We start from the raw sequence: 12,676 nt of genomic DNA, 5'->3' as shown, positions 1-12,676 counted from the left end.
CGAGAAGAGCTAGACCGAATATGTTCGAACAAAATCTGACTTCAGAAGCATTGACAGTAACTACAGTTACATCACAAGACCAAATCACGCAGAAGCCACTACGTGACTCAGTTAAAGCATCATTGAAAAATTACCTTGCTCAATTAAACGGTCAAGAAGTCAGCGAGTTATACGAATTAGTATTAGCTGAAGTTGAACAGCCACTACTAGACACTATCATGCAGTACACTCGCGGTAACCAAACTCGCGCAGCAACCATGATGGGTATTAACCGCGGTACTCTTCGCAAGAAACTTAAAAAATACGGCATGAACTAATCGTTCTTTCGTAATTTATTGAATTAGAAGCCGAGCTCTTTATTGAACTCGGCTTTTTTTTTGGGTTTTATGTCAACAAGCGAACAATTATCAATCAATTAATGAGATGTAACGATTGATAACGTAATCACTACCGATATAATGACCCATTAATCTAATCGTCTGGAAGCTACATGCTTGATATGAAAAGGGAAGAATGGCTTAGCACACTGATCCGTGAACTGCCTGATCGTCATCTTCTGTTGGATACATCCGGACGTATTGTTGAAAACTTTGACAATCCAAATCACCATACAGTTTCAGAACTGTTGCCTCCCGCGGTTGAAAAGCAGCTGTTAGAGGCGGCAAAGCAAGCTTATTCCAATCGCGAAATTCAATACATTCGATACTCTCTTGCGCCCTGTCAGCAACTTCAGCTTTCTATTGAACAACTTTTCGCTCAAGGGGAAGAATCTGCAGAATCAGACGATCGATATTTTGAATCGACATTAAAGCCATTGTATCTCTCGCCAGAAAAGCAATACGTGCTGTGGCAAGAGCGAGACATTACTAGAGCACAGCAACGTGAAGCTGAGCTTATAGAACTCGCTGAAATCGATGAGCTAACTGGGATTTTAAATAGACGTGCCTTTTTACTTGGGTTGGAAAAAGAGTTCAGTCAATCGCCTAAGCAAAGCTTAACGTGTTTGATGATAGACATAGACCACTTCAAAGAGATCAATGATCAAGTTGGCCACCTTTCTGGTGATGAGGTAATCGTTCAAGTCGCGAGTTTGTGCCAACAGTCAATAGACTGCGATGATTATCTAGGTCGCTTGGGTGGCGAAGAATTCGGTGTCATTCTCACACACACCAGTGCCATTGAAGCTTATTACGTTGCGGAGACGATTCGTAAAACGATTGAATCAACGCCATGCACCGTAGACGGCCACATCATCTACCCAACAGTCAGCATCGGTGTTGCTGAATACACACCACACCTTAAAACCATAAAAGAACTATTGGCTCAAGCTGATAGAGCCATGTACTCTTCAAAGCAGACTGGCCGCAACCAAGTCACGCTTTACCACAATAACCTACCCACTTTAAAAATTGACGCTCAACTAAGAGCCAAAATACTGCAAGCTTCCTAGGGTTATTAACCGTAGTAAACCTCTCTCCCTAACGGGGACCTTTTCAGCTATTTACTATCAACTGCACAGCATGAGCTTTGTTTATCTTCGCTCGCCAAAGCACCTAAGATAGAACAATGGCTCGCATCGTCATCTACATGACCGCAGCAAGCATCATTAATCTTCTTTAATGCCATGCGTATTCTGCCAAGTTCACTGATTTTTTCATCAATAAGTGTCAGCTTTGCCGTTGTGATGGCCTTCACTTCCGAGCAACTGTGCTGCGTTGCTTCCAAGCGAATCTCGAGCAATTCCTTAATTTCATCTAAACTCAGCCCTAACGCTTTAGATTTAAGAATAAAGGTCACCTGTTTCTGATTGTTTTCATCATATAAGCGATATCCTGAGTCACTGCGACTGGCAGGAGCAATCAGGTTACTTTTTTCATAAAACCGCAAGGTATCGGCTGTCACACCGCATCTTTTCGCTAATTCACCGATCTGAAACATGTTTTTTCCTACTGTTCCGTCCATTCCACAATTAACCTTATCGTTACTTTTCAGGCTGAAATGGCACTTTTCATAATTAATTTTTAGATGCCAAACGATTGCGCGAGCTTTTTTGTAATAAATTAGTTAGAATCTGCGCCATCAAATTTGGAGTTGGTTATCTTATAGCTTAATCATAAGACTAACCCAAAAGGTCTTTACCAAAACTGGCCAATATTTTATCTCTTACTGGTATCTAAGATAATCCACGCTAAGAAGATAGAAACAAGTTCTTTTTTGGCAAATATCTTTATTTTAACCCCATGAATTTGAGGAAATGGAAGCATGAATAACGCTCGTCCAATTCGCCGCGCTCTAATCAGCGTATCAGACAAAACTGGTATCGTTGAATTTGCACAAGCTCTTGCTAACCGTGGTGTAGATATCTTATCTACTGGTGGCACTGCTCGCCTGCTTGCTGAAAAAGGCATCTCTGTTACGGAAGTATCTGACTACACTGGTTTCCCAGAAATGATGGATGGCCGTGTTAAGACTCTGCACCCAAAAGTTCATGGTGGTGTTCTAGGCCGTCGTGGCCAAGATGATGACGTGATGGAAACTCACGGTATCAACCCTATCGATATGGTTGTTGTAAACCTATACCCATTCGCAGAAACCGTTGCTAAAGAAGGTTGTACCCTTGCTGACGCTGTTGAGAACATCGACATCGGCGGTCCTACAATGGTTCGCTCTGCAGCGAAAAACCACAAAGACGTGACTATCGTTGTTAACGCACACGACTACGAGCGCGTTGTGGCTGAAATGGACGCGAACGAGAAATCTCTAACGCTAGAGACTCGCTTCGATCTAGCTATCGCAGCATTCGAGCACACCGCTTCTTACGACGGCATGATCGCTAACTACTTCGGCACTATGGTTCCATCTTACGGTGCCTCTCTACTTGATGAAGAAGGAAAGAAGGCTGATGAAGAGTCTAAATTCCCTCGCACGTTCAACCAACAGTTCGAGAAGAAACAAGACATGCGCTACGGTGAGAACAGCCACCAAGCAGCCGCTTTCTACGTTGAAGCAAACCCTGAAGAAGCATCAGTATCGACTGCTCGCCAAATTCAAGGTAAAGCACTTTCTTACAACAACATCGCTGACACTGACGCAGCACTTGAGTGTGTGAAAGAGTTCGACCAGCCAGCATGTGTGATTGTTAAGCACGCTAACCCATGTGGTGTAGCACTAGGTGAAGACATCCTAGAAGCTTACGACCGTGCATTCAAAACAGACCCAACGTCTGCATTTGGCGGCATCATCGCTTTCAACCGCGAACTAGACGCTGCAACAGCAACGGCTATCACTGAACGTCAATTCGTTGAAGTTATCATTGCACCATCAGTTTCTGATGAAGCAGTAGCAATCGTAGCGGCTAAGAAAAACCTTCGCCTACTTGAGTGTGGTAAGTGGACAACTAAGACAACTGGTTTTGACGTGAAACGCGTTAACGGTGGTTTGCTAGTTCAAGACCGCGACCAAGGCATGGTTTCTGAAGACGACCTAAAAGTGGTTTCTAAGCGCCAACCTACAACTGAAGAGCTAAAAGATGCGCTATTCTGCTGGAAAGTAGCGAAATACGTTAAATCTAACGCGATCGTTTACTCGAAAGGCGACATGACTATCGGTGTAGGCGCAGGCCAAATGAGCCGCGTTTACTCTGCGAAAATCGCAGGTATCAAAGCGGCAGACGAAGGTCTACAAGTTGAAGGTTGTGTGATGGCATCTGACGCGTTCTTCCCATTCCGTGACGGTATCGACGCGGCAGCAGAAGCGGGCATCAAGTGTGTTATCCAACCGGGCGGCTCTATGCGTGATGACGAAGTTATCGCAGCAGCAGACGAACACGGCATGGCGATGATCTTTACTGGCATGCGTCACTTCCGCCACTAATCAGAACAGGCTCTAGGTTTTCCTAGAGCCTTTTTTATTGGTTTAAGAATTCATTACTCATGTTGGTTCAACTATCAACATGACTTAAAAGCTTAATATTTTCGATATCGTCATTCCGTATAGTGAGGCACGAGCGTAATACGGAATCTCTCTATTCAACGAACTAAGAAGATTCCCGATAGTTTCGTTCCTCAACTTCGAGAATGACGATTTTTGATGTAAGGATAAAACATGAATGTATTGATTATCGGTGCCGGCGGTCGTGAGCATGCACTTGGTTGGAAAGCGGCACAAAACCCAAACGTTGAAACAGTATTCATTGCTCCAGGTAACGCAGGTACTGCGCTTGAGCCTAAACTTGAGAACGTAAACATCGGCGTTGAAGACATCGCAGGTTTAGTCGCGTTTGCTCAAGATAAAAAAATCGAGCTGACTATCGTTGGCCCTGAAGCACCATTGGTTATTGGTGTGGTTGATGCATTCCGCGAAGTTGGCCTACCAATCTTCGGCCCAACTCAAGCGGCAGCACAGCTTGAAGGCTCTAAAGCATTCACTAAAGACTTCCTAGCTCGTCATGATATCCCAACAGGTTACTACTCAAACTTCACTGAGATTGAGCCAGCTATCGCTTACGTACGCGAGCAAGGTGCTCCAATCGTAGTAAAAGCTGACGGCCTTGCGGCGGGTAAAGGCGTTATCGTTGCGATGACCCTTGAAGAAGCAGAAGACGCAATCAAAGACATGCTAGCAGGCAACGCCTTTGGTGAAGCAGGCAGCCGTGTGGTTATCGAAGAGTTCCTTGAAGGCGAAGAAGCAAGCTTCATCGTAATGGTTGACGGCTCTAGCGTGCTTCCTATGGCTACTAGCCAAGATCACAAACGTGTTGGCGACAAAGACACTGGCCCTAATACTGGCGGCATGGGTGCTTACTCTCCAGCTCCAGTGGTAACGCCTGAAATCCATAACCGTATCCTTGAAGAAGTTATCTACCCAACGGTACGTGGTATGGATGCAGAAGGCGCACCTTACACAGGTTTCCTTTACGCAGGTCTAATGATCGATGCTGACGGCACACCTAAAGTTATCGAATACAACTGCCGCTTTGGCGACCCTGAAACGCAGCCTATCATGATGCGTATGGAATCAGACCTTGTTGAACTTTGCCTAATGGCTATCGATGAGAAGCTAGACGAAGCTGAATCAAAGTGGGATCCACGCGCTTCTATCGGTGTTGTTCTTGCGGCTGGCGGTTACCCTGCTGACTACGCAAAAGGTGACGTTATTTCACTGCCAACCAGCGAAATTGAAGGCCAAAAGGTTTTCCACGCGGGTACGACAAATAACGAAGCTGGCGACGTTGTGACAAACGGTGGCCGTGTACTTTGTGCAACGGCACTGGGCAATACGGTTTCTGAAGCTCAGGAGCGCGCTTACGCGTTGACGAAGCAAGTTAGCTGGAATGGTATGTTCCACCGCAATGACATCGGTTACCGTGCGATTGCGCGCGAGCAAGAACAGTAATCAGTCTACGACTCGCTTATGTTCGAATGACCGCAAGCAAATAACAACAGAAAAGGCGCCTCGATAGGCGCCTTTTTATCACTCAATCTCTCTAGGAATCTGTACCTGTACAGACAAATCAGCACTTGGCCTACAGCAAGCCAAATACCCTCAATCCTTTAGTTGATCGCTATTCTTTCAACAATGACGGCCTAACGACACAATCATGGCTGTCTTCAGCCAGCATCAGTAACTCTTCTACGCTCATCTTACCTAGTGAATCACTGCCAAGAAACGCCGCATAGCTTTCCACAGACGCCAATCGATCGATCACGAAGCTTGGCAAGGTCTGATTAAATTCAAAGCGATCAAACTCACCACCAGCAGCACATGTTTCAAAAGAACGACCATTCCAGTAACCCTGAACCAGTCTGAGCCCTTCGTCATGCTGCTTCATCGTAGTTTCTAAAACCGACTTGGCTTCTTTCTGGTAGCTTTCAAGTTGCTTAACTTGGATAGGCAAAATTTTACTATCAATACGATACTGCTGATATACAGCTTCGCCTGACTTATTAAAACGCACATGGACACTATACGGAACCAGCTCATTAGAAGAATTACGTTGCTCACCTTCACGAATAAATTCACGAAGTATACCTTCCGACCAAGCATAGTCCGTTTGGTACCAGCCGTAATCGCCTACAGTGACGTAGTCAGCTGAAGTATGAGGCTGTGTTAGCTTGTTTGTAACCCAGTAGAAACTTGTCGCGTCGCCCATGACTTGGCCGCCGGTGTGAGTTTCAAATTGCTCTAGGTTTTTGCGAGGGCTGGTTGATGAACAGCCAATGAGAAATGTAGATAATAGTGAAACGAGAAGAAATGCTTTTTTCATAAAAACCTGTACCGAGGTGGAATACGACTACCTCGGTACAGTTTAGATTATTTCACTGAATCTTTCAGCGCTTTACCTGCAACAAATGCTGGAACATTTGCAGCAGCGATTTGGATCTCGTCACCAGTTTTTGGGTTACGACCAGTGCGAGCTGCACGGTGGTTTACTTTAAAAGTACCAAAACCAATTAGCTGAACTTGATCGCCATCTTTAAGAGCATCTGTAACACCGTCAAGAGTCGCTTCTAGAGCAGCTTTAGCTTGTGCTTTAGAAAGGTCCGCTTTTTCAGCAATAAAGTCGATTAATTGAGTCTTGTTCATTTTAGGTTTCCCTTCTTTGTATTTTTGAATTCGATTCACTCTAAAACATAAATGCCCCATCTGGCAAAGGTTTGTCGTCGATCTTTAGCTCTAATGCCGTAGTTTTAGCCATAATATGAGTAATCACTCACAAATTGTTACTGAATTTCAGTGGCAAGCCCTTGTTTAAAAGGGGCTGAGAGCAAAATTAATGATGACCTAGCCACTACTTATTCTCTATAATCCACGCTAAATCGCTGCTAAAGCGTACAAATTAATTTAAGGGCAAACATGCTGCTGCTAACTATTTACGTCTCCATTGCTATTGGAGTTTCTTTCATTTGTTCTGTTTTGGAAGCTGTACTTTTGAGTATTAGTCCGAGCTACATTGCTCAACTAAAACAAAATGGGCACCCTGCAGCAGAGTCATTAGACAAACTGAAAACAGACATTGACCGCCCGCTCGCGTCAATTTTAACGCTCAACACCATCGCGCACACCATCGGTGCTGCGACGGCAGGTGCACAAGCGGCTGTCGTTTTTGGTAGCCAATGGTTAGGTGTATTCTCTGCCGTACTGACTTTGGGTATTTTGGTTTTGTCTGAGATTGTTCCAAAAACCATTGGCGCGACATACTGGCGTCAACTTGCTCCAGCATCATCAAATGTGCTTCGTTGGATGGTCTTCTTCCTAACACCATTTGTTTGGTTCTCAGAGCAAATTACCAAGCGTCTAGCTCGCGGACACCAAGCACCAAAAATGCGTGATGAGCTATCTGCGATGGCTATTTTGGCAAAAGAGAGCGGTGAGTTTGCAGAAGGCGAATCAAAAATCCTGAGCAACCTACTAGGTATTCAAGATGTACCCGTGACGCAAGTGATGACACCGCGCCCTGTTGTATTCCGCGTCGATGCCGAAATGAGCGTCAATGTATTCCTAGAACAACACAAAGATACGCCGTTCTCACGTCCATTGGTCTACAGCGAACAAACTGACAATATCATTGGTTTTGTTCACCGTCTGGAGCTGTTTAGATTGCAGCAAGCGGGTTGTGGTGAGAAGGCTCTGGGTGAAGTGATGCGCCCTATCCACGTATTACTAAACAACATGGGTTTGGCTAAGGCCTTTGACCAAATGATGGCAAACCGCCTGCAACTTTCTTTGGTTGTGGACGAGTACGGCACAATTCAGGGCATCATCACCCTTGAAGACATATTTGAGCACTTAGTTGGTGAAGAGATCGTCGACGAAGCAGATAAAACCACAGACATGCAAGAGCTAGCGTTCCAACGCTGGGAAACGTGGAAAGAGACACACGGTGTTATCGAAAACCGCGATGAAGAGGACGATCTAGAGGAAAAGACTCTAGCAGACAACGACACCTCAGACTCAAAGTCAGCGGATGAAAGCAAGGTTCAAAAAGAAGACAAGAAAGACGCTTAATCTCAATTTGATACCGTCAGATACAACAAAGGCTCCCTAGGAGCCTTTGTTTTTTTATTCTATTCGCTACAACTCAACATCTGTTATAACGCAACGCCAATGTTGCTCACTGGGTCTTCACGCAGCTCGTGGCGTAGATCTTTGATCAACTCTAGGTCACGCTCAGTCGTTTCACGTAGAGGTCGGAAAATAGCCCACTGAACGTCCCACTCTTCACATACCGCTTCGTTTTCTTTCTGGTTTTCGTTCGTCACTTCTTCAGCGCCTTGAGCAAACTCAAGCTCAGCAACCGTCTTCACCGATTGTTGACTCACTTTAATTACCGCTTCCAACATATGCTCACGATCAAGTAGACCATGGATTAATGTTGCTAAGCCTTGGCATGCGTCCATTGCAGGGTAAACACCATAGAAATCAAAATCATCTGCGCTAGGGAATAGCTCTTCTACTTTCTCAAGTTGACGCTCAAAGTTCACCTTTGCCGTTTTAACGGTTAGGATTTCCCAAATGCTATCCAAAACATCACGGTAGATTCGAGCTTCCGCAAATTCTGTATTCTCACAAAACATGGCATAGTTAGGATACATACGCTCACATAGACACGCCATAAAAGTAATTTGTTGCCAAGGTTCTAACTTTTCAAGACGAACCTGCAGTGGATTCTGAAGCATAGTCACTCAATAATTGCAGAAAAAGACAGCGAAAGTGTACTTGATAAACCCTGGGGGGAAAAGGTAAGCCGATGAACAATTTCACGAATAAGCTCTATATTCTTACCGAGCATGACGATACCTATACGCAACTGATTATAAACCAAGGGTTACCTGACCTCGAAATCACTCAAAACCCCGAATTAGCTGAGATCGTACTAGCAGCTCCTCCTTTAATAACGGAGCGACTTAATGAGTTTAAAAATCTAGACTGGATGCAAAGTACCTATGCAGGAATCAACAAATTAACCCAACCGAATTTGCGTCAGGACTACACATTGACCAACGTCAAAGGCATCTTCGGTCCTGCTATTGCCGAATACGTATTGGGTTACACAATCAGCCACTTTAGGCACTTCACTCATTACCACCAGCAACAACAACAGCGAAACTGGCAGCCGCAGCTTTATACCAGCCTAACCGACAAAACCATGGTGATTTTGGGAACAGGGTCAATTGGCAGCCATTTAGCGAAAACCGCTGCTGCTTTTGGTATTCACACTATAGGTGTCAACCGGACAGGTATCCCATCAAAGCAAGAAACCTTCAAAGACTCTTTCCACATTAATGAATTAGAAGCTGCCCTAAAGCAAGCGGATATTGTAGTGAACACCCTGCCATCAACGGATGAGACCTACCAACTACTCAATCAAACCACCTTAAGCTACTGCTCTAACGTATTGCTGTTTAATGTGGGTCGCGGGGAAAGCATAGACAATAAAGCGTTACTGCTTGCAATTAAGAATAAATGGGTTGAACACGCTTTCTTAGATGTCTTTGAATGCGAACCTCTCACACAAGAACATCCGTTTTGGACGTTGCCGCAAGTGACCATCACACCACACATTGCGGCTCTCAGTGAGCCAAGACAGGTCGTGGAGATCTTCGCCAATAATTACCAACAATGGCGAGATGGTTTTACACTGAATAACACCATTGATTTTGATAAAGGCTACTAATGTTCTCATCACTGCTCACCGAGATACGACAATGCACCGCTTGTGAACCTCATTTATCACACGGTGCAAACCCAGTGATTCAGGCACACCCAAACGCGCGCTTGTTAATCATAGGCCAAGCACCCGGTATCAAGGTTCATGAATCATCTATCCCTTGGAACGACGCCAGTGGCGAGCGATTGAGAGAATGGCTAGAGATGGATAGCGATACGTTTTATGACGAACAAAAAGTCGCGATTGTCCCGATGGGCTTTTGCTATCCAGGAAAGGGAAAAAGTGGCGATCTACCGCCTCGAAAGGAGTGCGCTGCGCTATGGCACCAAAAAGTACTGCAATCACTGCCCAACATCCAAATGACCTTGCTGATTGGTCAGTATGCGCAAAACTATTATCTAAAAGATAAAGCCACCAGCACACTCACTGAAACGGTACGTAACTGGCAGGCTTGGGCTCCAGAATTTTTGCCACTTCCCCACCCTTCACCACGTAATAATATCTGGCTCAACAAAAACCCATGGTTCGAGCGTGAAGTTATTCCCTATATCAGAAAGCACGTATCAGAGCATTTGGCCTACCATGATCCAAATACCTAATTAGCTGCACATCAACGACGATTAAGCCGATATTGGGTACAGATAAACAGATAATAAAAAAGCGCTGCCGATTTCTCGACAGCGCTTTTTCTAAAAACACAGACTGAATTACTTATGGTATGGCTTAGATAGGTCGTGAACTGCGTCCACAAATACACCAGCATTTTCTGGTGGCACATCTAGGTGAATACCATGGCCAAGGTTAAATACGTGGCCAGTACCGCCGTCACCAAAACCTTCAAGGATAGTGCCGACTTCTTCACGAATACGCTCAGGTTGTGCGTAAAGTACTGATGGATCCATGTTGCCTTGTAGAGCCACTTTATCGCCAATACGTGCTTTTGCATCAGCAATATTGATTGTCCAGTCGAGGCCAACTGCATCACAGCCAGTCGCTGCGATAGATTCTAGCCACATGCCACCGTTCTTAGTGAACAGAGTAACCGGTACACGGCGACCTTCGTTTTCACGGATTAAGCCATCAACGATTTTGTGCATGTATTGCAGTGAGAACAGGTTGTAGTCACGCGGAGTCAGTACACCACCCCATGTATCAAATACCATTACTGATTGTGCACCCGCTTTAATTTGCGCGTTCAGGTATTCAATAACGGTGTCAGCCAGCTTATCTAGAAGTAAATGCAGCGTTTGTGGCTCTGCGTACATCATCTTCTTGATCTTAGTAAACGCCTTCGAGCTGCTGCCTTCAACCATATAAGTTGCCAGTGTCCAAGGGCTACCAGAGAAACCAATCAGTGGCACTTCGCCTTTCAGATCTTTACGGATCTGACGAACGGCATTCATTACGTATTGAAGCTCGCCTTCAGGATCTGGTAAACCAATCTTCTCTACGTCAGCTTTACACGTGATAGGACGTTCAAACTTAGGACCTTCACCTGTTTCAAAATACAAGCCTAAGCCCATTGCATCAGGGATAGTTAGGATGTCTGAGAACAAGATTGCCGCATCAAGCGGGAAACGACGTAAAGGTTGAAGTGTTACTTCTGATGCTAGTTCAGCGTTTTTGCACAAAGACATGAAATCGCCCGCTTCAGCGCGCGTTGCTTTGTACTCTGGAAGATAGCGGCCAGCTTGGCGCATCATCCATACCGGTGTGTAATCAACAGGCTGTTTTAAAAGTGCGCGTAAATAGCGATCGTTTTTTAATTCGGTCATTCCGTTAAATTCCAATTCAATCTTGTCTAGTTTTGATGGCAAGTATTCTAACACTGATTGAAGGGTAAAAGCTGTGTGCTTTGCAACCTAGATCAAGTTATTAACTTTTAAATCCATGCTTAATTTGCACCCAATTACAGGAGCATGTTAAAAATTTGTTTGCTAGCGAAAATTACAATTATAACAACTGAGTAGTCACTACTCAGCATCTCATAACGACATCTTACTTACCCCCTCCACTTGTGGAGGGTTTTTTTTTAGCATTTGACCACCCATAGGCCAAATACTATCACAGGTAATTTAATGTTCTAGTTCCTACTCCGCGACGCCGTCTTTCCTCACCTCATCGACTGTATTCTCAATCAATTGTCTCGCAATCGTTCCGACTGGAGCTACATCAGGCAGGCTTGTTACGTCAAACCATTGAGCATCCGACAGTTCACTGTAATCAGGTTTGAGTGTTCCACCAGCATAATCAGCAAGAAAGGCCATCATCATACTCGATGGAAACGCCCATGGCTGGCTACCAAAGTAACGGATATTACTCACATCGATCCCCGTTTCTTCTTTGACTTCGCGCGCCACACACCGCTCTAGGGTTTCTCCGACCTCGAGGAAGCCCGCTATTACGGTGTACATACCCGTTTTATGCCTTGGGTGCTGCGCAAGTAATATCTTGTTGTCGTTTCGTACAGCAACAATGATGCACGGGAAGATACGAGGATAATGAAGCGTTCGGCAGTCGCCACATTGCATCGCCACCTGATTATGATTGAGATGATTACGACCGCCGCACTGAGGACAAAAACGCATACTTTGTGTCATGTGCCCATACTGGATAGCTTTGCTTGCGATCAGAAAACTCGATTCAGGCCAGTGAAGCAAATCTCTTAAGCTGACCATGCTCAGTTCAATCTCCACATCGCAATCGTTGAGCCAATACACCTTACGACCTTGATGCTGACCAATACAGATTGCATGCTCAACACTCAGTCCTAGCTCTTCAGCAGAGCCAAAAGGAAACTGATCATTATTAACCCAAATATCACTACCAGAAACGACGCACCAATAAGCTTGATCTGTCATTTTGTTATCACTTTTTTTTAACATCCCTATGCCTCATTGCTTGCAGTTCGTTCATTTTACTGGCAATCTAATTTCATACTAGAGTTGTAGCAGAGAATATTTCAAGCTATTACTTTTAGTAGCTACCAATAAAACGGACCTTGCT

The 12,676-nt window shown here is 44.8% G+C and carries 13 protein-coding genes; 7 read left to right on the top strand and 6 right to left on the bottom strand.

Features of this window, described 5'->3' with window-relative positions:
• Positions 1-20 precede the first annotated feature (20 nt).
• Both fis and K08M4_RS00900 read left to right on the top strand, forming a co-directional pair.
• Complete coding sequence (gene fis / locus K08M4_RS00905) at positions 21-317, top strand: DNA-binding transcriptional regulator Fis (protein ID WP_004729744.1); 297 nt, start codon at positions 21-23, stop codon at positions 315-317.
• 173 nt (positions 318-490) lie between these two features.
• The gene (locus K08M4_RS00900) at positions 491-1,450 is read left to right on the top strand and encodes a GGDEF domain-containing protein (protein WP_086048578.1); all 960 of its coding nucleotides are present in this window, start codon (positions 491-493) and stop codon (positions 1,448-1,450) included.
• A 47-nt stretch (positions 1,451-1,497) separates the two neighbouring features.
• Here the strand turns inward: K08M4_RS00900 and zntR are convergent, their stop codons facing one another.
• Entirely contained in the window at positions 1,498-1,938 is a 441-nt protein-coding gene (gene zntR, locus K08M4_RS00895; RefSeq protein ID WP_086048577.1) for a Zn(2+)-responsive transcriptional regulator, read from the bottom strand.
• Between the two features lie 324 nt (positions 1,939-2,262).
• On the opposite strand from zntR, the gene purH reads away from it, so the two are divergent.
• Positions 2,263-3,873, top strand: coding sequence for a bifunctional phosphoribosylaminoimidazolecarboxamide formyltransferase/IMP cyclohydrolase (gene purH, locus K08M4_RS00890; protein ID WP_086048576.1), 1,611 nt, complete (start codon positions 2,263-2,265; stop codon positions 3,871-3,873).
• 231 nt (positions 3,874-4,104) lie between these two features.
• Positions 4,105-5,394, top strand: a complete 1,290-nt coding sequence (purD, locus tag K08M4_RS00885) for a phosphoribosylamine--glycine ligase (RefSeq protein WP_086048575.1) — start codon at positions 4,105-4,107, stop codon at positions 5,392-5,394.
• Positions 5,395-5,563: 169 nt separating this feature from the next.
• Here the strand turns inward: purD and K08M4_RS00880 are convergent, their stop codons facing one another.
• Both K08M4_RS00880 and hupA read right to left on the bottom strand, forming a co-directional pair.
• Positions 5,564-6,265 carry a DUF1481 domain-containing protein gene (locus K08M4_RS00880; RefSeq protein WP_086048574.1) on the bottom strand — a complete coding sequence of 234 codons (702 nt, stop codon included), beginning with the start codon at positions 6,263-6,265 and terminating at the stop codon, positions 5,564-5,566.
• 47 nt (positions 6,266-6,312) lie between these two features.
• The gene (hupA, locus tag K08M4_RS00875) at positions 6,313-6,585 is read right to left on the bottom strand and encodes a nucleoid-associated protein HU-alpha (protein WP_086048573.1); all 273 of its coding nucleotides are present in this window, start codon (positions 6,583-6,585) and stop codon (positions 6,313-6,315) included.
• 270 nt (positions 6,586-6,855) lie between these two features.
• Between hupA and K08M4_RS00870 the strand changes: the two genes are divergently transcribed.
• Positions 6,856-8,007, top strand: a complete 1,152-nt coding sequence (locus K08M4_RS00870; RefSeq protein WP_086048572.1) for a CNNM domain-containing protein — start codon at positions 6,856-6,858, stop codon at positions 8,005-8,007.
• Positions 8,008-8,090: 83 nt separating this feature from the next.
• On the opposite strand, the gene K08M4_RS00865 is transcribed toward K08M4_RS00870, so the two are convergent.
• Positions 8,091-8,678, bottom strand: coding sequence for a YjaG family protein (locus tag K08M4_RS00865; protein WP_017055908.1), 588 nt, complete (start codon positions 8,676-8,678; stop codon positions 8,091-8,093).
• Between the two features lie 71 nt (positions 8,679-8,749).
• On the opposite strand from K08M4_RS00865, the gene K08M4_RS00860 reads away from it, so the two are divergent.
• Complete coding sequence (locus K08M4_RS00860) at positions 8,750-9,676, top strand: D-2-hydroxyacid dehydrogenase (RefSeq protein ID WP_086048571.1); 927 nt, start codon at positions 8,750-8,752, stop codon at positions 9,674-9,676.
• Complete coding sequence (locus tag K08M4_RS00855) at positions 9,676-10,269, top strand: uracil-DNA glycosylase family protein (RefSeq protein WP_086048570.1); 594 nt, start codon at positions 9,676-9,678, stop codon at positions 10,267-10,269. The genes K08M4_RS00860 and K08M4_RS00855 overlap by 1 nt, the downstream gene beginning before the upstream one ends.
• Before the next feature lie 108 nt (positions 10,270-10,377).
• Here K08M4_RS00855 and hemE read toward each other — a convergent pair whose 3' ends face one another.
• Both hemE and nudC read right to left on the bottom strand, forming a co-directional pair.
• Positions 10,378-11,445: a uroporphyrinogen decarboxylase gene (gene hemE, locus K08M4_RS00850; protein ID WP_004729761.1), complete on the bottom strand. Its 1,068-nt coding sequence runs from the start codon at positions 11,443-11,445 to the stop codon at positions 10,378-10,380.
• A gap of 315 nt (positions 11,446-11,760) precedes the next feature.
• Complete coding sequence (gene nudC / locus K08M4_RS00845; protein WP_086048569.1) at positions 11,761-12,555, bottom strand: NAD(+) diphosphatase; 795 nt, start codon at positions 12,553-12,555, stop codon at positions 11,761-11,763.
• Positions 12,556-12,676: the final 121 nt, after the last annotated feature.

Source organism: Vibrio syngnathi, from assembly GCF_002119525.1.
In the GTDB taxonomy this organism is placed as follows: Bacteria; Pseudomonadota; Gammaproteobacteria; order Enterobacterales; family Vibrionaceae; genus Vibrio; species Vibrio syngnathi.
This window is presented reverse-complemented; position numbering and strand designations above follow the sequence as displayed.

What these genes read in the sequence shown, in the direction of transcription:
- K08M4_RS00865 (WP_017055908.1), bottom strand. Translation starts at nt 8,678, where the DNA reads ATGCTTCAGAATCCACTGCAGGTTCGTCTTGAAAAGTTAGAACCTTGG.
- purH (WP_086048576.1), top strand. Translation starts at nt 2,263, where the DNA reads ATGAATAACGCTCGTCCAATTCGCCGCGCTCTAATCAGCGTATCAGAC.
- fis (WP_004729744.1), top strand. Translation starts at nt 21, where the DNA reads ATGTTCGAACAAAATCTGACTTCAGAAGCATTGACAGTAACTACAGTT.
- zntR (WP_086048577.1), bottom strand. Translation starts at nt 1,938, where the DNA reads ATGTTTCAGATCGGTGAATTAGCGAAAAGATGCGGTGTGACAGCCGAT.
- K08M4_RS00860 (WP_086048571.1), top strand. Translation starts at nt 8,750, where the DNA reads ATGAACAATTTCACGAATAAGCTCTATATTCTTACCGAGCATGACGAT.
- K08M4_RS00900 (WP_086048578.1), top strand. Translation starts at nt 491, where the DNA reads ATGCTTGATATGAAAAGGGAAGAATGGCTTAGCACACTGATCCGTGAA.
- K08M4_RS00880 (WP_086048574.1), bottom strand. Translation starts at nt 6,265, where the DNA reads ATGAAAAAAGCATTTCTTCTCGTTTCACTATTATCTACATTTCTCATT.
- hupA (WP_086048573.1), bottom strand. Translation starts at nt 6,585, where the DNA reads ATGAACAAGACTCAATTAATCGACTTTATTGCTGAAAAAGCGGACCTT.
- K08M4_RS00855 (WP_086048570.1), top strand. Translation starts at nt 9,676, where the DNA reads ATGTTCTCATCACTGCTCACCGAGATACGACAATGCACCGCTTGTGAA.
- K08M4_RS00870 (WP_086048572.1), top strand. Translation starts at nt 6,856, where the DNA reads ATGCTGCTGCTAACTATTTACGTCTCCATTGCTATTGGAGTTTCTTTC.
- purD (WP_086048575.1), top strand. Translation starts at nt 4,105, where the DNA reads ATGAATGTATTGATTATCGGTGCCGGCGGTCGTGAGCATGCACTTGGT.
- nudC (WP_086048569.1), bottom strand. Translation starts at nt 12,555, where the DNA reads ATGTTAAAAAAAAGTGATAACAAAATGACAGATCAAGCTTATTGGTGC.
- hemE (WP_004729761.1), bottom strand. Translation starts at nt 11,445, where the DNA reads ATGACCGAATTAAAAAACGATCGCTATTTACGCGCACTTTTAAAACAG.